General features: G+C 71.7%; 16 protein-coding genes. 6 read left to right on the top strand and 10 right to left on the bottom strand.

The annotated features are described in order from the left end of the window. Window positions 1-39 precede the first annotated feature (39 nt). Both ABZT17_RS19120 and ABZT17_RS19115 read right to left on the bottom strand, forming a co-directional pair. Window positions 40-777, bottom strand: coding sequence for a YcnI family protein (locus ABZT17_RS19120; protein ID WP_356350378.1), 738 nt, complete (start codon window positions 775-777; stop codon window positions 40-42). Between the two features lie 115 nt (window positions 778-892). Beyond that, a complete protein-coding gene (locus tag ABZT17_RS19115; protein WP_356350376.1) occupies window positions 893-1,780 on the bottom strand; it encodes a hypothetical protein in 888 nt (295 codons plus the stop codon). Between the two features lie 262 nt (window positions 1,781-2,042). On the opposite strand from ABZT17_RS19115, the gene ABZT17_RS19110 reads away from it, so the two are divergent. Together ABZT17_RS19110 and ABZT17_RS19105 are read left to right on the top strand one after the other, a co-directional pair. Continuing rightward, window positions 2,043-2,489: an ATP-binding protein gene (locus tag ABZT17_RS19110; RefSeq protein ID WP_356350374.1), complete on the top strand. Its 447-nt coding sequence runs from the start codon at window positions 2,043-2,045 to the stop codon at window positions 2,487-2,489. A 21-nt stretch (window positions 2,490-2,510) separates the two neighbouring features. Next, a complete protein-coding gene (locus tag ABZT17_RS19105; protein ID WP_356350371.1) occupies window positions 2,511-3,434 on the top strand; it encodes an alpha/beta hydrolase in 924 nt (307 codons plus the stop codon). A 73-nt stretch (window positions 3,435-3,507) separates the two neighbouring features. Here the strand turns inward: ABZT17_RS19105 and fxsT are convergent, their stop codons facing one another. The 4 genes from fxsT to fxsA all read right to left on the bottom strand — a co-directional run bounded on the left by fxsT (window position 3,508) and on the right by fxsA (window position 11,564). Beyond that, entirely contained in the window at window positions 3,508-7,467 is a 3,960-nt protein-coding gene (fxsT, locus tag ABZT17_RS19100) for an FxSxx-COOH system tetratricopeptide repeat protein (RefSeq protein WP_356350369.1), read from the bottom strand. Between the two features lie 90 nt (window positions 7,468-7,557). Beyond that, entirely contained in the window at window positions 7,558-8,805 is a 1,248-nt protein-coding gene (locus ABZT17_RS19095; protein ID WP_356350367.1) for a TIR-like protein FxsC, read from the bottom strand. Window positions 8,806-8,905: 100 nt separating this feature from the next. Further along, entirely contained in the window at window positions 8,906-11,311 is a 2,406-nt protein-coding gene (locus ABZT17_RS19090) for an FxsB family cyclophane-forming radical SAM/SPASM peptide maturase (RefSeq protein ID WP_356350364.1), read from the bottom strand. A gap of 55 nt (window positions 11,312-11,366) precedes the next feature. Continuing rightward, window positions 11,367-11,564 carry an FxSxx-COOH cyclophane-containing RiPP peptide gene (gene fxsA / locus ABZT17_RS19085; RefSeq protein ID WP_356350361.1) on the bottom strand — a complete coding sequence of 66 codons (198 nt, stop codon included), beginning with the start codon at window positions 11,562-11,564 and terminating at the stop codon, window positions 11,367-11,369. Window positions 11,565-11,852: 288 nt separating this feature from the next. On the opposite strand from fxsA, the gene ABZT17_RS19080 reads away from it, so the two are divergent. Both ABZT17_RS19080 and ABZT17_RS19075 read left to right on the top strand, forming a co-directional pair. Further along, window positions 11,853-12,821 (top strand): intradiol ring-cleavage dioxygenase, encoded by a 969-nt coding sequence (locus tag ABZT17_RS19080; RefSeq protein WP_356350358.1) that lies wholly within the window; start codon window positions 11,853-11,855, stop codon window positions 12,819-12,821. A 9-nt stretch (window positions 12,822-12,830) separates the two neighbouring features. Next, window positions 12,831-13,667, top strand: coding sequence for a triphosphoribosyl-dephospho-CoA synthase (locus ABZT17_RS19075; RefSeq protein ID WP_356350355.1), 837 nt, complete (start codon window positions 12,831-12,833; stop codon window positions 13,665-13,667). Between the two features lie 43 nt (window positions 13,668-13,710). On the opposite strand, the gene ABZT17_RS19070 is transcribed toward ABZT17_RS19075, so the two are convergent. The 4 genes from ABZT17_RS19070 to ABZT17_RS19055 form a co-directional block, all read right to left on the bottom strand. Then, window positions 13,711-15,015: an MFS transporter gene (locus ABZT17_RS19070; RefSeq protein ID WP_356350353.1), complete on the bottom strand. Its 1,305-nt coding sequence runs from the start codon at window positions 15,013-15,015 to the stop codon at window positions 13,711-13,713. A 68-nt stretch (window positions 15,016-15,083) separates the two neighbouring features. Then, window positions 15,084-16,448: a PLP-dependent aminotransferase family protein gene (locus tag ABZT17_RS19065; protein ID WP_356350350.1), complete on the bottom strand. Its 1,365-nt coding sequence runs from the start codon at window positions 16,446-16,448 to the stop codon at window positions 15,084-15,086. Between the two features lie 80 nt (window positions 16,449-16,528). Beyond that, complete coding sequence (locus ABZT17_RS19060; RefSeq protein ID WP_356350347.1) at window positions 16,529-18,019, bottom strand: aminopeptidase P family protein; 1,491 nt, start codon at window positions 18,017-18,019, stop codon at window positions 16,529-16,531. A 116-nt stretch (window positions 18,020-18,135) separates the two neighbouring features. Then, a complete protein-coding gene (locus ABZT17_RS19055; RefSeq protein WP_356350345.1) occupies window positions 18,136-19,647 on the bottom strand; it encodes a PP2C family protein-serine/threonine phosphatase in 1,512 nt (503 codons plus the stop codon). A gap of 497 nt (window positions 19,648-20,144) precedes the next feature. On the opposite strand from ABZT17_RS19055, the gene ABZT17_RS19050 reads away from it, so the two are divergent. Both ABZT17_RS19050 and ABZT17_RS19045 read left to right on the top strand, forming a co-directional pair. Next, window positions 20,145-20,810: a bifunctional DNA primase/polymerase gene (locus tag ABZT17_RS19050; protein WP_356350342.1), complete on the top strand. Its 666-nt coding sequence runs from the start codon at window positions 20,145-20,147 to the stop codon at window positions 20,808-20,810. A gap of 55 nt (window positions 20,811-20,865) precedes the next feature. After that, entirely contained in the window at window positions 20,866-21,486 is a 621-nt protein-coding gene (locus ABZT17_RS19045) for a hypothetical protein (protein ID WP_356350340.1), read from the top strand. Window positions 21,487-21,787 lie beyond the last annotated feature (301 nt).

Raw genomic sequence — 21,787 nt, 5'->3', positions numbered from 1 at the left:
TCAGGCATCGGCCTCAGCTGTCGACGTCAGGCGTCGGCCTCAGGCGTCGCTGCGCCGACGGCCGGCCAGCACGCCGTAGGCCACCCCCAGCGCGCCGACGGCGATGCCGACGACCGCGAGCACGCGCGCGGTGGTGTCACTGCTGTCACCGGAGGCGGAGGAGCTGGAGTCGGAAGCGGCCGTGGTGGTCTTCTCGGCGGCGTCCTCGGCGGTCGCCGACGAACCGTGGTGCCCGTCCGCGGCGGCGGCCGACAGGGTCAGCACCGGCGCCGGGTTCTCGGGCTCCTCCTGGCCGTCCTGCTGGACCTCGATCCAGCGCACGACGTCCTTGTCGGAGTACGTCTGGACCGCCTTGAAGATCAGTTCCTCGGCGTCCTCGGGCAGCGCGCCCACGGAGACCGGGAACTTCTCGAAGTAGCCCGGCTCGATGCCCTTGCCTTCGGCGGTCCAGGTGATCTTCGAGACGGCCTCGGTGATCTGCCGGCCGTGCATCTCCAGGGGCTTGGCCGGCTTGGACTTGGTGACCTGGACCTTCCAGCCGGCCATCGGCTCCGGCATCGCGGACGCCAGCGGGTGGTCGGTGGGGAAGGTGACCTCGAGCTTGGTGGTCGAGGCGTTGTCGCGCTCGTTGGGGACCTTGAAGTCGACGACCGCGTAGCCGCCCTTGGCCGCGGTGCCCTCGGGCTGCACGCTGACGTGCGCGAACGCGGGTCCGGACAGGGCGAGCACGGCGACGCCGGCGAGGGCGCCGGAGGCGGCGAGACGAGAAGCCTTCATGGCAGGGAGCACTCCACTTCGAGTGAGTTCCGGTGAGGGGGGCGCGTGGGTACGCGCGTGTGCCGCACGACGGCGGCCCCGCTCCGGAAGGTGGTGGAGTGACGGTCGCGTCGCGTCAGGCGGCGAGGCAGAACCGCCCGGCGGGCGGGCCGCGCCGGATCACCGAGTGCTGGAGGGCGGTGGTACGGGGCCGGGCCGGCGCGAGCAGGGCGGTACGCGGCGTGCGCGGGCCGGGCTCGGGCACGGCCGGGAGCCCGGAGCGCAGGGCGCACACCAGGGCGAGCGCGGCGCGCAGGGACCGTACGAACGCGCCTTCGGAGAGCTGGATCGACCTCAGCAGCGCGCGATCCCCGTGACGCAGCAGCCAGCCGGCGGCGAGCGCCGCTAGGACGTGGCCGAGGAACATCGGCAGGGAGGGCAGCAGGGCGGCCATGGAAGCGGTGGAAGCACTGGAACCGGCTCCAGTTCCAGTTCCGATTCCGGTACCGGAACCGGCCTGGTGCACGGCACTCATGTCCATGCCCATGGCCCTGCTCATGGCGTTGGCCGGGTAGATCCGCGCGTCGGCGAGGAGCTTGCGGGCGTGGGCGGGGCTGATCGCCGCGGCGGTGGTCCCGCACACGAGCCGCGCCGCCCGCTCGACCAGCGAGGCGTCCGACATGGAGGCCATGGACGCGGTGGACGTCGTGGACGTCGTCGGCATACGGCCGCCGCCGGCCATCGCCGCGTGCTGCCCCAGCCCGAACAGCGTGTGCAGTACGGTCTGTCCGGCTGCCAGCAGTGCCGCGATACCGGGCAGTGAGCGCTCACGTCCGGCGAGCGGCGCCGCGACCAGGAAGACCGCGAGGAACCCCGCGCCCAGCGTCCAGGGCGCAACCGTGGCGCAGGAGGCGAGCGCGTGCCCTCCCGCGGCCAGCACGACACAGACCGCGGCGAACACCGCGGCCCGAAGTATCCGGACGTCTCGTCCGGAGCGCGCCGTGCGCGGGTGGGGGTCGGTCATGGCGGCCCCATCATCGCACTGGACTTATCGCCCCCATACGGCAGGTCCACAAGATGACATCGGTTCCACAGGATGCCTTATGAGGCCAAAGATTCCCTTGTGCGAGGGAAGAGCATCATCTGGTGTGAGCCACCCACACATACACCGATTCGATCCTGGATGCATCGACCATATGGGCGGCATCACGTCAACTCCGCGCTTATACCCGGGTACGCGCGGCAATAAGAAACGGTATGTCGAGCCGCGGCCGGGAGGCTGGAGCATGAGCATCTGGTGGTCACTCCACTTGCGGCGTGAAGCCGCCAGCGTGCCGCTCGCCCGGCGGCTGCTGCTCGGCACCATGGAGACGGCGGGCGTGGACCCGGACATCTCCTACGACCTCTCCGTCGCCCTCAGCGAGGCCTGCGCGAACGCCGTCGAACACGGCGGCGACCGGGCCCGCGGCGGACCCTCCGAGGCGTACCGGGTCACCGCCTACCTCGACGGCGAGAAGTGCCGTATCGAGGTCACGGACTCGGGCCCCGGCTTCCAGGACCACCCGCCCGTCCTGACCACCCACACCGACGCCGAACACGGCAGAGGCCTGTACCTCATCCAGGAACTCGCCGACCACGTCCACATCGGCGACAAGCCGGGGCGGGGTGGCACGGTGGTGAGCTTCGACAAGGTTCTGAAGTGGCGGGAGGACGCGCCTTTGATGGCGGTGTGACGGGCTGCGGGGGGACTGTCAATGGCGTGGACGGTGTACGCGGGGGACGGGCGGCGGTTGTCGGTCGAGCAGACGGGGGACCTGCGGGGACGCCCCGTATTCCTTCTGCACGGCACTCCCGGCAGCAAGCTGGGGCCCGCGCCGCGGCCGTCGCTGCTCTACCGCATGGGAGTCCGGCTCATCACGTTCGACCGGCCGGGGTACGGCGACTCCGACCGCAGGCCGGGCCGTACGGTGCGGTCCGCCGCCGAGGACGTCCGCCTGATCGCCGACGCGCTGCGGCTCGACCGGTTCGGGGTGGTGGGCCGCTCCGGCGGTGCCCCGCACGCGCTCGCCTGCGCGGCCCTGCTGCCGGACCGGATCGCACGGGCCGGAGCGCTGGTGAGTCTCGCGCCTCCGGACGCCCACGACCTGGACTGGTACGACGGCATGACGGAGGGCAACGTCCAGGCCTATGTCGCCGCCGCCGCGGGCATAGATCACCTCTTCGAGGAACTGGTCGGCCGTTTCCTCAAGATCCGTGAGGATCCGGCGGCCTCCATCGTCGAGATGCACGGCGGACTGCCCGAGTCCGACCGGTGGATCGTCGCGGACGCGGGGATCCAGGACATGCTGGAGCGCAACTTCGCCGAAGCGCTGCGCAGTTCGCCCGACGGATGGCTGGACGATGTCATGGCGCTGGGCACCAGCTGGGGCTTCGACGTGTCCGGCATCACCGTCCCCGTGTACCTGTGGCACGGGGAGGAGGACATATTCGCCCCCGCGCAGCACACGCGCTGGCTCGGCCGCAACATTCCCACCGCTTGTGTGGAGGTCGAACCCGACGCGGCCCACTTCGGGGCGCTGCGCGTGATGACCGACACCATCGGCTGGGCCTCGCGACAGGACGGGACGGACCGCGGCGGGGACGGCTCCGGCAGCGGTACCGACTCCGGCCAGGACTGACCCGACCCCGCCCGGCCCGTCGGCGCCCGGGCTCATCGCAGGCCGGGCTCGCCGGCCGAACCACCCGCTCGGATCAGATCTGCTGCGGCTCCAGGTCCCGGTCGATCCGGCGCCACGCGGCCGCCGCCTCGCTCAGCGGGTGCGTCTCGCCGAGGAGTTGGATCAGTTCGGTCTCCGCCTTCTGGTGGAGCCGGGTGGACTCCTCGTCGCGCCCCAGACTGCGGAGGATGATCGCGAGATTGACCATGCTGCTCAGGGTGTCGGGATGGGCGGGACCGAGCCGCTCGCGCAGGCCGGTCACAGCCCGTCGCTCCCAGTACTCGGCCTCCTCGTGGCGGCCCAGGTCGCCCAGGGCGTTGGCGAGGCCGGTCCCGGCGCTGAGGGTGGCCGGGTGAAGCCTGCCGAGGGCCGAGGTGAGGGTGAGGCGCGCTTGTTCGGCCAGCTCCACGGCCTTCTGCGCGTCGCCGAGGGCCCGCTGACAGATCGCCAGGTTGTTGATGCAGAACATCGTGATCGGGTGTTCGGCACCGAACGAGTTCCGATAACCCTCCAGCACCTCCTCGACCCGCTCCACGGCCCGTGAGGCACCCCACTCCGCGTCGCCGGCGAGGTAGTCGGCCGCGAGGTTGAGCCCGCACGCGAGTTCCTCGGGGATCGAGCGACCGTAGCGTTCCCGGTAGCGGGCATGGGTCTCCCAGGTCTGCTCGCTGAGCTTCAGCGCCTCCTCGTGCCGGCCGGCCCTGCGCAGGGACACCGCGAGGCTCTTGTCGACCCGCAGCACCTCCGGGACATACGGGTTGAGCACCTGGCCGAAGCACTCCCGCACCTCGCGCAGGATCTCCACCGAGGCGTCGTACTCACCGAGCTCCCTGAGGTCCCGTGCGTAGTGGCTGCGGGAGCTGAGGGTGTAGGGGTGCATCGGGCCGAGCAGCGCGGTACGCCGGCGCACCGTGTCCTCGTCGAGCCGCATGGCGGCCCTGCTGTCCCCGGTGAGCCGGTAGTCGATAGCGAGGTTGTTCGCCGAGCTGAGGGTGCGCGGGTGGTCCTCGCCGAAGATCTCGCGGAATCCGCCGTAGATGCGCTGGTCCAGTTCGAGTGCCTCGTTGAAGCGGCCGAGCGCCCTCAGGTCGGCGGCCACGCTGCCCGAGGTGATGAGCAGCGACGGGTGGCCCTCGCCGTGGAGCCGGCGCTGCCGCTCCAACGTGTCCTCGTCCATCTCACGGGCGGTCTGGTACTCGCCCTGGGAGCGCACGACGTTGGCCAGTTCGAAACGGAGGCTGAGGATCTGCTCGTCGTCGCGGTCCGGGAACTCGGCGCTCCAGAACTCGTTCAGCTGGGTGCCGAGGGTACGGGCGATGTGCAGTTCGCCGCGTTTCCACAGATAGCGCACGCGGTCCATCATCAGCTGCCGGGGCTCCTCCTCCGCGCACTCGCGGATGTTGGAGGGAACCAGGTGCGGCCAGATCACCTCGAACTCGGGCCACCGGGCGGGGTCGTCCACGGCGCCTTCGGGCGGGCGCTCGGCGGCGAGGATGCGATGCACCTCGTGGATGGTGTCGTGGAACTCCTCCGGCGCCATGCTGTCGCGGACCGCGGCCTGGACCAGCCGGTGCACCTGGATGGAGTTGTCGGCGGAGTCGACCTTGGCCAGCGCGAACCTGTTCAGCGCCTGGGTGACCTTGCCGAGCATGTACCGGGAACGCAGATCCTTGTCGTACGGCAGCAACGCCTTGATCATCGCGTCACTGCCGATCAGCTTCATCGAGATCGGTTCCGCGGACAGGAAGCTGCACAGTTCGAGCAACCGGGCCGCCGCCGGGGACTCCTGGCGCAGCCGGTTGATCGAGATGTTCCAGGTGGCGCCCACGGAGGACGGGTACTCCACGGCCCCGGCGGCGGCCGGTACCGACAGCACCCGGCTGCTCTGGTCATCCAGCTGTTCGATGTACTCGCCGACCGGGGTCGCCGTGGTCTCCAGCCAGGCCGCGGCCACCTCGATCGCCAGGGGAAGGTCGCCCACCGCCTCCGCGACCCGGGTCGCGTCCTCCCCGCGCAGTCCGGGTACCCGCCGGGACAGGTGTTCGACACTCTCCTCGCGCGTGAAGACATCCACCTCGACCGGCTGTACCCGGGTGGACGTGGGCTTGTTCCGGGTGGTGACGAGGACATGGCCGTAGACGTCGTCCGGGATCGGGGCGGTCAGTTCGACGAACCGGCTCAGCACCCGATCCAGGTCCTCGACATTGTCGAACACCAGCAGCCAGCGCTTGTACGGCCGTCCGGCGCGCAGCGCCTGCAACGCGGCCAGGGCGGCCTCGTTGACGTCGTCGCCGATGCCGGGGTCGAGCCTGCGGCCGAGGTCGGCGAGCTTGGGCGGGACCAGGTCGGGTTGCTCGGCGTCGACCCACCACACCAGGTCGTAGTCGGCCTTGAAGCGGTTGGCGTACTCGCGGGCCAGCTGGGTCTTGCCCACGCCGCCGAGCCCGTGCAGGACCTGCGGCAGTCGCTGACCCGCGGCGCCGCCGACGAACTGCCGCCGTACCCGGTCCAGGATCGACGAGCGGCCGGTGAAGAACGGGTAGCGGGGCTGGATGTTGGACACGCTGGTGCCGGTGTTCGGGAAGCGCACACCGTGCATGTCGGCGACCGGGCCCGAACCGGGCCGGCCCAGCCCCGTGAGCAGCGCGGTGGCCGCCGAATCCTCGTCCAGCCGCACCAGATCGATGGTGCCGTTCCGGCCTGCGTGGGCGATCTGTGGTACGTCCCCGACCCGCAGTGCGACCGGCCGGCGTTCCTGCGAACCGTCCGCCTGCAGCGCCTCCTCCCAGGCCGCGTGAGCGGTCGGTGAGCCGAGGAACGCGGAGGAGAGGACCGCGAGTACGCGCTGTGTGGCGTCGGACGACCCGGGGCCGACCTCCGGGGGCGTCGTCGACCGTACATCCCGCGAGACCACGTCGAACCGGGCCTCGCGCAGCACCGTTTCCAGCCAGTCCACCCACATCCGGTCCTCGGAGACGTACAGCAGGAGCAGCTTCGAGGTCGGCAGGGGACGGCGGCGGGTGTAGGCCGAGGCGTACTGGGCGCGCCTGACCTCGCTCATGGGCGGCAGGCTGGTCACCCGGTTCTCGGTGACGGCGGCGGTCAGCCGTTCGCAGGCGGCCAGCATGGAGCTGGCGACCTTGGGCGGGTCGCCGAAGGGGGCGAGGATCTCCTCGTAGGCGTAGTAGGGGCGGTAGGGGATCTCCACCGACCCCCAGTACGCGGTGAGTTCGTCCGCGTCCATGCCGCTCGGCAGGCCCTCGAAAAGCTCCCGGGCCAGGGCCCGGCCCGCGTCGACCTTGTCCTTCTCGCCGTCGTCGATGCGCATGGCGACCGGGAGGATACGGATCCTCCTCTCTCCGTAGCGCTCCTCGATGTCCCGGGCGATCGTGGCGGCGCCGTCGATGCTCTGGTCGCTGAGGGTGTAGCAGACCACCAGCGTGCCGGGCATCTGGACGGTGCAGATGTCGGCGAGGTCGCTGTGGCCGGTCCGGCTGTCGATCAGCGTGAAGTCGTAGTAGCGCTCCATGTCGGTGCGCATCGCGTCGAAGAACTGGCCGCCGCCGTAACTGCTGTAGAAGCGGTCCCAGTCCATGTTGCCGACGATCGGGTAGTCGCGGTGGCGCATGCCGGCCGACAGGAAGTCCAGGCTCCCGCCGTCCGGGAAGGGCCAGTCGAGGGAGATGGCGTGCGGTCGGACCCGGGCGTAGCGGCGGTGCCAGTCCGGCTCGCGGTCGGGAAGGTCGCGCAGCGCCTCGCGGCGGTAGTCGTCGATCAGGTTGATCAGGCCGGGGGTGGCCCGCAGCAACGAGGGCTTGAGGAACGGGTGGAAGAACCTGTGCAGCCCCGGGGCCTCCAGGTCCCAGTCGACGGCGAGCACACGATGGCCGTTGGCGGCCAGGATCCAGGCGACGTTGGCGAGAGCCATCGTCCGGCCGGTCCCACCCTTGTACGAGTAGAAGGTGATCACTGAGCCCTTGCGGTTCTCGGTCATGTGGCCCTCCACTGTCTCGGCCCTGCCCTTCCCTGGTGCCGTGCCTGTCCGTGTGCCGACCGGATGCGTCCCGCGGTCGCTCAAGGCCGCCTAGACGGAGTGCACCTGCCTGGGCAGCCAGGGGGGATCGGTCGGTGGTCCCTTCGGCGGATAGGTCGTCGAGTGGGCCTCGAAGTAGTTGACCGCCTGTCCTACGGCCTTCCGCAGCTCGACCGCGAAGGCCTCCAGGGTGTGGCCGCCGCCGTCCGGGGACCGGTGGCCCGAGCCGGCCGCCTGCCGCGAGGCCAGCAGCCGGTCGGTGAGCTCCCGCAACTCCCGGTCCCGTTCCGGAGGGACGGTGTCGTCGTCGTACTGGGGGATCATGACGCTGATCCACGGACGCCGGCGTTCGGCCAGGCGTGCCATCAGCTCTTTGCCGCGGGGGGAGTCGAGGGCCCACCGGTCGAGCAGCAGCAGGGCGGGTGCGGCGGGTGGCCCGGAGGAGAGGAGGCGGTCGGCCTCGCTCTCGAAGTCGCTCACTCTGACGCGGAAGTTCATGGCCCGGACGAGGTCGGAGGCGTGTTCCACGAGTGAGCGGGTCGAGACGGGGTGGTACGGGTTCCATTCGGCCGGGGTCTCGCCGTAGTAGTCGGACACCCGGCCGGCCGGCAGGTCCGAGCGGCAGCGGGCGAGGACGGTGACGTCGAACCCGGGAGGGCGCGCGGTGTCGCCGAACGCGCTGGGCAGCGACTCGTAATCCCGGTAGATCTGTCCTTCTGCCAGGTCGGTGGCCCTGCCCGCCCGCACGATCCGCTGCGCCAGGCGGTAGACGGCGCGTTCGTACTGGTCCTTCAGGTAACTGAGTTTGGTCAGTCCGTAGAACCCCTCGGCCGCGTAGTCCTCACCGATGTCCGCGTGATGGAACTGCAGGTCCCTTGCCACCTGCGGCAGTTGCGCGGCTTCGACGGGCACCCATAACGCCGGGACGATGGCGCTCTCCCGCGGCGCCCCCCGCCGGGTGCGGCGGTGGATCTCCCGCTGGGAGAACGCCCACCACTCGCGGCCGCACATTTCGCTGATGAAGTAGCGCGGCGAATAGAGCGGAACGAACACCTGGCACCTGGCCAGGTTCTCGGACAACTCGTCCGTCCACCGCGCGCCCAGCGCGATTCCCTGGTCGAGGAATCCGGCCCTCGCCCCCATCGGCAACGACGTCATCTCCAGGAGGTGAGCGCACAGGCCGTCGTACAGCTTCTTCACCCAGGCGTTCGGTCCGGCGACCTCCGAGTCGTTTCGCGGAGTGTGCGCGTAGCTCAGGAAGAAGTACGGCCGTGTGTTCCTCGGGTCTCCCGTGTCCACCCGCACGTATCCCCCCAATGCGCCGCCGACGCAGCTCAGTGTAGGAAGTGGCGCTCGTCCGGGGAACGGGGTGGCGAGGCCCGGCACGGTCATGACGCATTCAGCGCGCCGTTCGCCGCCGGTGGTCCGCCGCCGTACCGCGGGCCTCGACCAGCGCGTCGGAGCTCAGGGGGTCCGTCAGCCTGCTCGCGAGGGTCTCCCCCATGGCCGCCACGAACCGTTCGCCGTGCTCCGTCAGAGCGTTGGAGGCGGCCAGGGTGTCCACGGCCCGCGCGGTCTGCTCACGCCATCGCGCGAACTGCACCTCCGCGGCCCCCGCTTCGGCGCCATCCCCGGTCCGACGGCGCGCGCGCCAGTAGTCGACGACGGCGATGTGCGCGTACGTCCCCTGGAGCAGCCCTTCCAGCGGGCGGGGGTCGGGGCGCCAGGGAGCGTCGAACAGCCTCTCGCAGGAGGGGTCGTAGAGGTCCGTCAGGTCCAGTACGGCGCCCAGCTTGACGTGCTGGAACTCGTGCACCAGCAGACAGGCCAGGGTTTCCCTCGTGACGGGACGGGCGATGGCGACCGCGCCGAAGGCGTCCCGGGCGGCCGAACTGATGTCGGCACCGCTGGAGTTCTGCCGCAGGGGTGTGACGACACTCAGCCCCGCGGCGAGCCCGGGGGCGTAGGCGGGCAGTTCCCGCCGGATCCACTCCCACGCGTCGGCCAGCCCGCTGCGCCACTCCTCGGCCGCCGTGTCGGACAGCCGCTCCGACACGGGGTGGCCGTGGGTGTCCCGCCACGGGTCGGTGTCCTCCAACGCGACCGCCCAGCCGGGCATTTCGAACCGACGCCGGGCCGACCACGTCTGCTGCGTACTGTGCTTGGGCCCGAGGACATACTCGTGCCGTCCGGCCCGTACGGTGAAGCATTCGCCGCCGGTGCCGACGACCTGGACCTCCTCCACTCCGCCCACCGCCAGCGTGCCCAGGGTCGGGAGACGCAGGACTCCGGAGTCGGTCGGCACGGTCACCGTGGCTGTCCGGCCGGCCCGCAGCAGTGCGGCGGCGGAGAGCTCCGCCACACCGCGCACCGCGACCCGGTCGGCTTCCGCGCCGCCGCGCAGGACACGCTGCGCCCAGGGCCGCAGATAGGGGTGGGCCAGTACCGCGTCCAGCGCCTCGGGCGCTTCGGCGTCCAGGGCCGTGAGCGTCTCCCAGGCGGCGCTTCCGGTCGCGCTGTGCGGGGTGTCGTGCCAGACGGCGGCGAGGAGTTCGCGATTGACGGTGAGTTCGTGACGGGCCAGCTGGGTCACGGTGCCGGAGCCGCCGAGGCCTGAGCCGAGTTCCGCGAGGTGCACGTCGGCCAGGGCGGGCTGAGGCACGGGCGTCTTCTGGCCTTCCCGGTCGCGGATCGCGGTGATGAGGTGCTTCAGATCCGCGCAGAACACGGACGGGTTCATGAATCCGCCCGATCCGTCCGGCGCGGTCCGGTAGCGGTGCGCGTACAGGCCACCGCCGCACGAGCGGACGACCGGGCAGCCGCGGCAGGTGTCGCAGAGACCGTCCAGACCTTGTTGCCGAGCGACGATGCCGGGGTGTGCGGCCATCTCGTCCAGCGAGTTGGCGAACAGGTTCATTCCGGTGGCGGGCGCACCGTCGTAGGCGGTCTTCAGGGAGTCTGCCTGTTCCAGGGAGCCGTCGGTCTCGATGACGGCCAGCTCCACGGGGGCGAGTCCCAGGGACTCGGTGAGGCTGCCCGACCCGCGCAGGGTGCGCAGCACGGAGTCGAGGACCCGTACACCCATGGGCCTGCCCGCGGCGGTCCAGCGGTCGTGGACGCCCAGCAGCCAGTCGCCGTACTCCGTGCCGGACGGGCGGTCGGCCGGGCGCGGTGGGGGTGCGTCCCAGGTGGCGTGCGGCAGCAGGAAGTCGATGCGGGGAGGGTCGAGGTCGGCCAGGGCGTCGTAGACGGCGACCGGGTCGTTGCGCAGGTCGATCGTGCAGAGGATGCCGGCGAAGAGGTGCCGGTAGCGCTCCTGGTCGAGCAGTTCGATCGCGCGGAGGACCTGGGCGTGGCTGCTGCCGCCGTCGCGGTAGCGGCGGTGCAGGTCGTTGGCGGCGCGGTCGCCGTCGAGGGAGACGCCGACCTTGATGTCGAACTCCGCGAACAGTGCGCAGAACTTCTCGTCGAGAGTGACGCCGTTGGTGTGAATCCGCAGGTCGAGGGCACAGACGTCGGCGAGGGCGGTGCGTAGGCCTTCGGCCGCGCGGCGCAGTTTCGCCCGGCCGGCGAGGAGCGGCTCTCCGCCGTGCAGAACCACGTGCACGGTGTCGAGCCGATGGGTTCGGGCGTGCTCGGCGACGCGCTCGGCGGCACGGTCCAGCACGGCATCGGAGATCACCTTGGGGCGGCCTCGCCAACTCTGATCCGCGTGTTCGAAGACATAGCAGTGGTCGCAGGCGAGATCGCAGCGGCTGTGCATCTTCAGCACGAACTGGCTCAGCGGGTGCGGTGAGGGATCCATGCATCCATTGTTCGATCCCGGCCCGACGGGGGCGGCGGTCAGACGGGGGCGGCGGTCAGACGGCCGACTGGAAGGCCGCCACGGAGACTCGTTCGGGTCCCCGCTCCGGGGCGCCGTGTGCCACCACCCGGGTCAGAGCACCGGAGTGGAGGCCGTCCGCCCGCGCGGCGAGCTGGACCAGCGGCACCCGCTCGGGCTCGGCTGCCGACGGCTTCCCCCGCTCATCGGCCGGGGAGTTGGTAGGCGTGTTCATGGGTGAACCTTATGGATACCTGGAGCGCACCGCTTGGTGAATGCGCTCGTGACCGGGACGGCCTGGGGCAAGGGGTTTGCCCTCAGTCATGAAACCACATGCCGGAATGGATCAAGGGATACCGAGGCAGGAGCAACTGGGCTCCTTCACAGGGCAGTTGACACGTGGCTGTGCTTTGAGCGACGGAACTTCACCCGAACGGACTTGGCTTGAGACTCCCCAGCATCCACAGCCCTTTCTCAGCCGCGCCCCACATCCCTGACGGCTCCCGTCCCTACCTTCCCGATCATGACGGGAAACCACAGGAACACCTCCATCACCCGCCGCCGCGCCCTCGCGGTGAGCGGCGGTACGGTCGCGGCCGGCGGGCTCGCGCTGGCCGGGTACCAGTCGGCGTTCGCCGACACGAGCACCGACACGAGCACCGACACGAACACCGACACGGACGGCGACACCGACGCCACCGCGTCGGCGAGTTCGACCAGTGCGTGCATGACGCTGATGAGCAGCGTCACCGAGGGCCCCTACTACCTCGACGGCGCCCTGGTGCGGAAGGACATCACCGAGGGCAAGGCCGGCGTCCCGCTGACCCTGCGGCTGGCCGTGGTCGACGCCACCGACGGCTGTACGCCGGTCAAGGGCGCCGCCGTCGAGATCTGGCACTGCGACGCCTGGGGCTACTACTCCGGGTACACCACCGCCAACCCCGGCGGCTCCGCACCGGCGGAGAGCGAGGAAGGCGACTTTGCGAACGACCAGACCTATCTGCGCGGTTACCAGATCGCAAACGCCAACGGGGTCGTCAAGTTCGAGACGATCTTCCCCGGTTGGTACACCCCGCGCACCTGCCACATCCACGTCAAGGTGCACACCGGCGGCGAGAAGGAGGACGGCACCTACGAGGGCGGCAAGGTCAACTACACCGGCCAGCTCTTCTTCGACGACGACATCGCCGAGGAGATCTTCACTCTCGACCCGTACTCGCGGCACACCGGCAGCTACACCGTCCTCGCCGACGACATGGTCTACGACGGCGGCGGGGCCTCCAGCGGTCTGCTCACCCTCAAGGCCGTCCACAAGAAGGACCCGTCCAAGGGCTACAAGGGCTTCCTGACCCTGGCCATCGACCCGGACGCCGAGAACACCGGTGCGGGCAGCGGCGGCGGTGGCACCCCGCCGAGCGACGCGCCCACGGGCACACCGCCCGGCGACGCCCCGAGCGACAGCGCCTCCCCCTCCGCCTCGGCCTCTTCGTAAGGTACGGCGATGAGCAGCCGCGAGGACGAGACGCTGGCGCAGGCCGCCGTGACCGCGCTCACCGAACAACTGGCCCTGGCCCCCAAGCCCGGTCTGCCCGACCCACGTGACCTCGGCGCCCGTGTCCGGTGCCGGGACCACGACTCCCTGCGCTGGTCGGCCAGGGCGCTCGCGCCCGGCCTCGCGGCGATGGCCGCCGCGGCCCGCCGCACCGGTGAACCCACTCCGCAGCTGCGCGCGGAGCTGGGCGCCATCGGCCGGTCCACCGAGCACTCGGTGGGCCTCGCGGGCGGCGGCCACCGGGGCGCCCTGTGCGTGCTCGGCTTCCTGGTCGCCGCGGCGGCGCTGGAACCCCGGGCGGGGTGGCAGGACGTCGCCTTCGCCGCGAAGAAGCTCGCCGCGTTCAACGACAAGGGTGCCCCGCGGCGCCCCTCCCGCGGCTCCTCGATCTCCGCGAAGTACGGCGCCGCCGGCGCCCGTGGCGAGGCCCGCGCCGGATTCCCGCACGTACGGCGGGCGTTCGACGCCCTCGCCGCGGCCCGCTCGGCCGGCGCCACGGAGACACAGGCCCGGCTGGACGCCCTGCTCACCGTGATGTCGACGCTCCAGGACACGGAACTGCTGTACACGGCCGGTCCGTTGGGGCTGCGGCAGGTGCAGGCGGGGGCACGTGCGGTGCTGGACGCGGGGGGTACGGCGACCGAGGCGGGCGCGGCGGCCCTGACCGCCCTCGACGCCGACCTCCAGGCCCGCGCGTGGAGCCCACGGGGGAGCGCGGGACTACTCGCGGGAGCGCTGTTCCTGGACTCACTGCCGGTCGGCTCACGAGCGGCGGCGACGGCCTGATCAGGTCGCGCGCCGGGCGACCGCCGACGAGGGCCGGATCGACTCACGAGGTGCGGGGACGGCCTGGTCGGCCCACGAGCACCGGCGCCGCCCCGACGCCGTCGCCCGCCCGCTCTGCGGCCCTCCGCGCCGCCGGCCCCATCGCGTACGACGCCACGACCGTCGCTCCGCCCAGCACCAGCCACCCCACCGGCCCCCACCCCACCAACAGCGAGGTCAGCACCAGCGGGCCGAGTGTGCGGGCCACGGTCACCCCGGTCCCGAAGAACCCCTGGTACTCGCCCACCCGGTCCCCCGGCGCCAGTTCGAACGACAGCTGCCAGGCGCCCGCCGACTGCCCCATCTCGGCCACGACCTGAAGGACCGATCCCAGGACCAGCACGCCCACCGCCACCCACGGCGACGCCCCGGCCGACAGCGCGAAGGCCCCGCACGCCCCGAGCATCACCCACCCCGACCGCCGCACCGCCCGCGCGGCGGACGCGAGCCCGGTGATGCCCCGCGCCGTCCGCACCTGGAACGCCATCACGCCCCCGGTGTTGAGCACGAACAGCCCGGACACGACCCAGGTCGGCGCCGCGGTCCGCTCGGCGATCCACAGCGGCAGCCCCAGACTGAGCAACGGCATCCGCAGCAGCAGCACGGTGTTGAGCAACGCGACCACCGCGTACGGCCGGTCCCGCAACACACCGAGCCGGTCCCGCTCCCGCACTGGCCGCCCCCGCAGCCCGCCCCCCGCACCCCCGTCCCGTACCCCGCTCCTCGCGACCGGTGCCACACGTGGCAGCCGTAGCAGAAGCCCCGCGCACACCAGGAAGCTCACCGCGTCCAGGGCGAACACCCCCAGGTACGCGGCCCGTGTCCCCGCCTGCAACGCCAGTCCGCCCAGCCCGGCCCCCACCGCCAGCCCGGCGTTCAGCGTCGCCTGCAGATGCGCGAGCAGTCCCGTCCGCTCCCCGGCCGGCACCAGCCGCGCGAGCAGCGCCTGCCGGGCCGCCGCCAGCCCCGACTGCGCCGTCGCGTACGCGCAGGCCACGAGGACGAACGGCACGAACCCCCGCACCACCAGGAACGAACCGACCGCCAGCCCGGTTCCCGCCGCCAGCAGTACGGCCGTCCCCCGCGCCCCGCGCCGGTCGGCGACCCGCCCCAGCGGCACCCCCGCCAGCGAGCCGACGGCCCAGGCGAGGGTCAGCCCCAGCCCCACCCGCGCCGGGTCGAGCCCGACGACGTGGGTGAAGTAGAGCGCCGAGGTCACGTAGTAGGCGCCGTCGCCGATCGAGTTGGCCAACTGGGCCGGCGCCAGGACACGTTGCGGGCCCGCGGGCGGAACGAGTCGAGAGGTCATGACAGAGACACTAGGCAGGCAATGGACCTCAGAACAGGCCCAATCGCCTGCCTGATTCATGCCCCAATTCAGCCGTCCAGCACCTTCCCCAACACCTCCAGCGCCTCCGGATACACCCGCTCCCGAGGCGTCCCGTACCCCACGACCAGACCCTGGGGGCGCCCCTCGCCGGGCACGTGCCAGTGGTCGCCGAGCCGCCCCAGCGCCAGCCCCTCCGCCTCGGCCCGCTCCAGCACCTCCGCCTCGTCGGTGACCTCCACGAGCGCGTGCAGGCCGGCGGCGATCCCGCGCACGCTGCGTCCACCGCCGAGCCGGTCGAGGAGCTGGTCCCGCCGTCTGCGGTATCTCAGCCGGCACGCGCGCACATGGCGGTCGTACGCATGGCTGTCGATGAGCTCGGCGAGCGCCAACTGGCCGATGGACTCCGTCTGGTGGTCGCTGTGCAGCTTGGCGTCGGCGACCGCGTCGACCAGGTGCGGGGGCAGCACCATCCAGCCGAGGCGGAGGGCGGGGCCCAGCGTCTTGGAGGCGGTGCCGAGATAGACGACCTGACCGGGAGCCATGCCCTGCAACGCTCCCACCGGCTGGCGGTCGTAGCGGAACTCCCCGTCGTAGTCGTCCTCGACGATCAGCCCGCCACGCGCGCGTGCCCAGTCCGTGAGTGCCCGGCGCCGCTCCGGGTGGAGCGTCACCCCGGTCGGGTACTGGTGCGCGGGCGTGACGACGGCGGCCCGGCAGTCCCCCAGCTCCTGCGCGCACACGCCCCGTCCGTCCACCCGTGCCGGAACGACCCGCCCACCGTTGCGCCGCACCACCTCCCGGTGGAACGCCAGCCCGGGGTCCTCCATCGCGATGTCCCCGCCGTCCAGGACCCGCGTCAACAGCGCGAGCCCCTGCACATACCCGGAGGTGACCACGATCCGCTCGGGCGGCGCGATCACACCGCGGGCCCGCCCGAGATACCCCGACAGCGCCGTCCGCAGCTCGATCCGGCCCCGCGGATCCCCGTAGTCGTACGCCAGCAGCGGCGCCGTCGCGATGGCCCGCCGCAGCGCCCGCAGCCAGGCGGCCGCGGGAAACGCCCCGACGTCGGGACTCCCGGGCCGCAGATCGAAACGCGGGGTACGCGCGTGTGCGGCCGCGCCCGGCGCCTCGGCCTCGGCCGACGGCAGCTGCGCGACCTGTGTCCCCGACCCCTGCCGAGCGGTCAGATACCCCTCGGCGACCAGCTGGTCGTAGGCGGCCTTGGCGGTCCCGCGCGAGACCCCGAGCTCCGCGGCGAGCCGCCGGGTGGCGGGCAGCCGGGTGCCGGGTCCCAGCCGCCCGTCCCGTACGGCGTCCCGGAGCGCGCGCTCGAGTCCGACCCGCCGCCCGTCCCCGACATCGGGCTCCAGGTGCAGGTCGACTCCGACGCCGGACCAGAAGTCGTCCACGAAGACCTTCCCCCCAGGTACGTGTGTTCAGGCACATGAATGGCCGGGCACCCCACTGGTACCCGGCCATCGGTCTCGTATCAGCTCTTGAGCGAGGCCATCCAGCTCTCGACCTCGTCGGACCGCCGGGGCAGCCCGTCGCTCAGGTTCCGGTTCCCGTCGGCCGTCACCAGGATGTCGTCCTCGATGCGGACGCCGATGCCCCGGTACTCCTCCGGGACGGTCAGGTCGTCGGCCTGGAAGTACAGCCCCGGCTCCACGGTGAGGACCATTCCGGGCTCCAGGGTGCCGTCGACGTACGACTCCACCCGCGCGGCGGCGCAGTCGTGCACGTCCATACCGAGCATGTGCCCGGTCCCGTGCAGGGTCCACCGGCGCTGCAGGCCCAGCTCCAGCACCCGCTCGACGGGTCCCTCGACCAGCCCCCACTCGACCAGCCGCTCGGTCAGCACACGCTGCGCCGCGTCATGGAAGTCCCGGTACTTGCCGCCGGGCTGCACGGCCGCGATACCGGCCTCCTGGGCGTCGTAGACGGCGTCGTAGACCCGCTTCTGGACCTCGCTGAACCGGCCGTTGACCGGCAGTGTGCGCGTGACGTCGGCGGTGTAGTACGTGTGTGTCTCGACGCCCGCGTCCAGCAGCAGCAGGTCACCGGCGCGCACGGGACCGTCGTTGCGCACCCAGTGCAGGGTGCAGGCGTGCGGGCCGGCCGCGGCGATCGTGCCGTAGCCGACGTCGTTGCCCTCCACGCGCGCGCGGAGGAAGAACGTGCCCTCGATGTAGCGCTCGGAGGTCGCCTCGGCCCTGTCCAGGACCTTCACGACGTCCTCGAAGCCGCGCGTGGTCGAGTCGACGGCCTTCTGCAGCTCGCCGATCTCGAACTCGTCCTTGATCAGCCGCGCCTCGGAGAGGAAGACCCTGAGCTCCTCGTCCCGCTCGGCGGTGACCTTGTCGGTCAGGGCCGCCTCGATCCCGGCGTCGTAGCCGCGCACGACCCGCACCGGGCCCCTCGCCTCGCGCAGCTTGTCGGTCAGCTCGCGCACGTCGGACGCGGGGATGCCGTAGAGCTTCTCGGCCTCGGTGAGCGAGTGCCGGCGGCCGACCCACAGCTCGCCCTGGCCGGAGAGCCAGAACTCGCCGTTCTCGCGGTCGGAGCGCGGCAGGAGGTAGATCGTCTCCTTGTGGCCGTCCGCGGTCGGCTCCAGGACCAGGACGCCGTCCTCGGTCTGGTTGCCGGTCAGGTACGCGTACTCGACCGACGCCCGGAAGGGGTAGTCCGTGTCGTTCGAACGGGTCTTCAGGTTGCCCGCGGGGACCACCAGACGCTCGCCGGGGAAGCGCGCGGAGAGCGCCGCGCGGCGGGCCGCGGTCTCGGCGGCCTGGGCGATCGGCTCCAGGTCGCGCAGTTCGGTGTCGGCCCAGCCGGACTTCATGCTCTCGGCCAGCTCGTCGGACACACCCGGGTACAGGCCGTTCTTACGCTGCTTGATCGGCTCCTCAGGCTCGGCTTCCGGGCCCGCTGCGGCAGCAGCAGATGTCTCAGCCGGGGTGAGCTCGTCGGCCACGGTCATCCTCCTCGATACGGCACTGGACCCCCTCCATCGTACGGTCGTACGGAAGGGGGCCCAGGGCCGGAGCACCTGTTACCGACGGCAGCGGCGCGCACACGCTCCCACGCGCCCGGGGCTCACTCGAAACGGGCCGCCAGGAGTACGACGTCCTCCTCGCTGTCCGCCGAGTCCCGCCCGTCCGGCAGCACCGTGCGCAGCACATGGTCGGCGATCGCGTCCGGGTCGCCCCGCAGCGCCTTCGGGACACCGGCGGCGGCCGCCTGCAGACGTGCGAACGCGCGGTCGGTCGGGTCTCCGGTGCGGTGCAGCAGGCCGTCGGTGTAGAGCAGGACCGTCTCGCCGGGCTCCACCTGGAACTCCACGCTCGGCGCCTCCCAGCAGGCCAGCATGCCCAGCGGCGCGGAGACGGAGGTCTCCACGAACTCGGTGCGCCGGTCGCCGACCAGGAGCGGCGGGCAGTGACCGGCTCCGGCCAGGGTGACCTTGCGCAGCGCGGGTTCGCAGTAGGCGAACAGGGCGGTGGCGGAGCGGGCCGGTTCGGTGAGGCGGAGGAGCAGTTCGAGGTCGGACAGGACCGCGACCGGGTCCTCGCCCTCCATGACGGCGTACGCCCGAAGGCTCGCCCTCAGCCGGCCCATCGCGGCGACCGCGCTGGGGCCGGATCCGGTCACCGAGCCGACCCCGAGACCGAGAGCCGCGTCCGGCAGCGGCAGTGCGTCGTACCAGTCGCCGCCCCCGCGCGGGCCGGTGCGATGGCGGGCGGCGAGCTGGACGCCGGCGACGCGGGGGAGCCGGGACGGCAGCAGCTCCTCGGCCATCGTCGCCATGCACGCGCGCGTGCGCTCCACTTCGACCAGCCGGGCCAGGTGTTCGCCCGCGTAGCGCGCGTACAGGCCGACGAGGTGGCGCTGGCGCTCGACCGGCTCGGCCGGCTCGTCGTACAGCCAGACGGCGGCGCCGATACGGCCCCCGCCCTCCACGGACAGGGGGAGGGCGTAGCAGGCGGCGTAGCCGAGGCGGGCGGCGACCTCGCGGTGGCGGGGGTCGAGGCCGTCCTCGGCGAGGAGGTCGGGCTGGGCGATCTCGCCGTCGGCGCCCGGGAGTCCGTCGAGGATGCGGCCGTAGGACATCGCGCTGCGCGGCACGGTCTCGATGTGACCGAGATCGGCCCGGGCGAGGCCCAGGCCGATGGTGGTGTCCGGTCCGAGGCCGTCGCCCGGCTCCAGCACGACCAGTCCGCGCCGGGCGCCCACCAGGGCGGCTCCGGCGCGCAGGAGTTCGGTGAGTGCTTCCTGCAGCGCGTCGGTGCGGGCCAGGCGTTCCGTGAGCTCGTGCAGGGTCGTCAGATCCGAGACCCAGCCGGCGAGACGGTCCTGGAGGAGGGCCCCCGGAGCGTGGGGCGGGGGGACCGGTGGGGTGGCCGTGGCGGCGGGCGCGGGCGCGACAGTGTGTGCGGGCGAGGGAACCGTTGAATCGATTCCAGCCACTTTCGGAGGGTGAGGGGCGTTCATGGCGTCCGGCTTTCCGACCGGTGCGTATTGCTCAAAAGCATCGCAAACCCCCATGTCATTCTGCGCCGCTAGCAGTGTCTCCACATGTACACGCACTCGTGAGGGGATGTCCAGCATTGTCCTGCGGGGATTCCTGGTGTCCGTGAGTGTGCAGTGCATACTGGGCCTAAAAGCAAAGTTGGCCTAAAAGTGCCTCGGGTAACGGGGTATTGCGGTCGACTGGCCTTGCTCCACAGAGCGTCACACCGGTCGTGATGGGTACGTACTCGGAGAAGGCCAGGGGTGGTTGACAGCCACCCGGAACCTGGTGACCGACCCGGGCGTCTTAGCCACCGACGACCGGGCCCCATCCTCCCGTGGCGGAGGCGAAGAGAAATACGCGGGACGGCAAAACGCCAGACTTCGCCACCCCACGCCATGCCCATGCTTTTGATAGACGCAGTATGGGTGGCGAGGCTGCCGCGGAAGCAGCCGATGTTCGGCCCATAGGGGTTCCCCTTGCCTCCAGCAGGGGTGTGATGCGCCAACAGGTACGCACAGTGAAGTGATCGACACATGGTGTGATGTGGCCCCCACGGTGTTGCCAGCGGTGCAACGGAAAGGAACGAGCGCTCATGCGCGAGATCCTCGGAAGGCGACGCAGGCTCCTGTCCCAGCGCAGCGACGGAAGGCCTGAGTTGATCAGCGCGGCCCTGACCTACGCGACGGAATGGCAGTGGCCCGTGCTCCCCGGTGTGGCGGCGGACCCGCAGGGGCGTTCCCGCTGCGGCTGCCCCGACCCCGAGTGCACGGTGCCCGGCGCGCACCCCTTCGACCCCGGACTGCTCGCGGCCACCACCGACGAGCGCATGGTGCGCTGGTGGTGGACCAACCGGCCCACCGCGCCCATCGTCCTGGCCACCGGCGGCAACGCGCCCTGCGCGGTCAGCCTGCCGGCTCTCGCCGCCGCGCACGCCCTGACCGCGTTGGACCGTCTGGGCATGCGGGTCGGCCCGGTGATCGCCGCGCCGAGCCGCTGGGCGATCCTCGTGAAGCCGTACTCCATGGAACAGTTGGGCGAACTCCTGTACGCCAAGGACTTCGTCCCCGGCTCCCTCCGCTTCCACGGCGAGGGCGGCTATCTGGCCCTTCCCCCGTCGGAGACCGGCGAGGGTGAGATCCGCTGGGAGCGCGCTCCGCTTCCGGGCTCCGCCTCCCCCTGGGTCCCCGACGTCGAGCCCGTCGCGGACGCGGCCGTGGAGGCCCTCACTCGTACGGGTGTGAGCGCGCCCGAGTTGTAAGGGTGTCGGGCGCGCGCGGGCCGCTACCCGCGCGCGTGGTCGTTATCTTCCGCACATGCTGCAACATTCTGGGGAGCACGGCCCCCCACAGCCGCCCCGCGGCGGGCCGGACCCCCGAAGGATCCGCCTGCTCGCCCTCGCGGCCGTCGTGGCGTGCGTGGTCGCACTGCCGCTGGCCGTGGCGTCCGCGGGCCCGGTGGGCGACAAGGGCAGTGCCGTCGTACGAGCCCCCGCCCGAGAGGCCGTACGGTCCTCCCCGGCGTCCGGCGACGCGAAGGATCCGTCCGCCGCGCCCAGTGGCTCCCCGCTGCTGCTCGGCCTGGGCCTGGCCACCGCCGCCCGCTGCGGCCCCGAACTCACCTCGCCCGACGGTGTGGAGGCGCAGACCTGTGTCCTCACCCAGGGCGAGGACACCTGGGCGCGCACCTACTACCGCAACACGACCGGGGACGCCCTGGACGCCGTACTGAGCCTCATGGGACCCGCGGGGCACACGATGCGGATGAACTGCGGCGTGGGCGCCGAGGACGAGCCGGGGATGTGCGAGACGCCCCGTGAGCGCACCCGGGGCGGGCTCGACGCCTACACGGCGGTCTCGGAGTACGCGGCGAAGGCGGACAGCGGGCCGCTGCTGTTGCGCTCGGGAAGCAACTCCGGCGCGGCCGACGGGAGTTGACGCGAGGACGCGTTCCGTACAGAGGCCGAGGCCGTGAAAAGACCCGGTTGCTGGCGACGGGGGATGCACCAGCAACCGGGCTACTGGAACGGTAACAAGAGATCGGCGGTTCGCAAATTCGATCTGGGGTTTCAAGTCACGGATTCTCTTGAATCCAGCGGGACTTGTGAGCGCACTCACCGGTTCCGAACGAGTCGGGGGGGGGGTGCCGACCCGGAGACCCCGACGGGGGCGGGAACCTGACGCACCCTTTTAATAACTTCCGGTTGGTGTGGGGTGGGCGCGCGGGGCGGGCGGGGCG

Source organism: Streptomyces sp. NPDC005648 (assembly GCF_040605395.1).
In the GTDB taxonomy this organism is placed as follows: Bacteria; Actinomycetota; Actinomycetes; order Streptomycetales; family Streptomycetaceae; genus Streptomyces.
Note: the sequence above shows the minus strand (reverse complement) of the source record. Positions and strands in the feature narration are given on the sequence as shown.

Coding starts and splice junctions, on each gene's coding strand:
- ABZT17_RS19120 (WP_356350378.1), bottom strand. CDS start 777: ATGAAGGCTTCTCGTCTCGCCGCCTCCGGCGCCCTCGCCGGCGTCGCC.
- ABZT17_RS19115 (WP_356350376.1), bottom strand. CDS start 1,780: ATGACCGACCCCCACCCGCGCACGGCGCGCTCCGGACGAGACGTCCGG.
- ABZT17_RS19110 (WP_356350374.1), top strand. CDS start 2,043: ATGAGCATCTGGTGGTCACTCCACTTGCGGCGTGAAGCCGCCAGCGTG.
- ABZT17_RS19105 (WP_356350371.1), top strand. CDS start 2,511: ATGGCGTGGACGGTGTACGCGGGGGACGGGCGGCGGTTGTCGGTCGAG.
- fxsT (WP_356350369.1), bottom strand. CDS start 7,467: ATGACCGAGAACCGCAAGGGCTCAGTGATCACCTTCTACTCGTACAAG.
- ABZT17_RS19090 (WP_356350364.1), bottom strand. CDS start 11,311: ATGGATCCCTCACCGCACCCGCTGAGCCAGTTCGTGCTGAAGATGCAC.
- fxsA (WP_356350361.1), bottom strand. CDS start 11,564: ATGAACACGCCTACCAACTCCCCGGCCGATGAGCGGGGGAAGCCGTCG.
- ABZT17_RS19080 (WP_356350358.1), top strand. CDS start 11,853: ATGACGGGAAACCACAGGAACACCTCCATCACCCGCCGCCGCGCCCTC.
- ABZT17_RS19075 (WP_356350355.1), top strand. CDS start 12,831: ATGAGCAGCCGCGAGGACGAGACGCTGGCGCAGGCCGCCGTGACCGCG.
- ABZT17_RS19070 (WP_356350353.1), bottom strand. CDS start 15,015: ATGACCTCTCGACTCGTTCCGCCCGCGGGCCCGCAACGTGTCCTGGCG.
- ABZT17_RS19060 (WP_356350347.1), bottom strand. CDS start 18,019: ATGACCGTGGCCGACGAGCTCACCCCGGCTGAGACATCTGCTGCTGCC.
- ABZT17_RS19055 (WP_356350345.1), bottom strand. CDS start 19,647: ATGCTGGACATCCCCTCACGAGTGCGTGTACATGTGGAGACACTGCTA.
- ABZT17_RS19050 (WP_356350342.1), top strand. CDS start 20,145: ATGCGCGAGATCCTCGGAAGGCGACGCAGGCTCCTGTCCCAGCGCAGC.
- ABZT17_RS19045 (WP_356350340.1), top strand. CDS start 20,866: ATGCTGCAACATTCTGGGGAGCACGGCCCCCCACAGCCGCCCCGCGGC.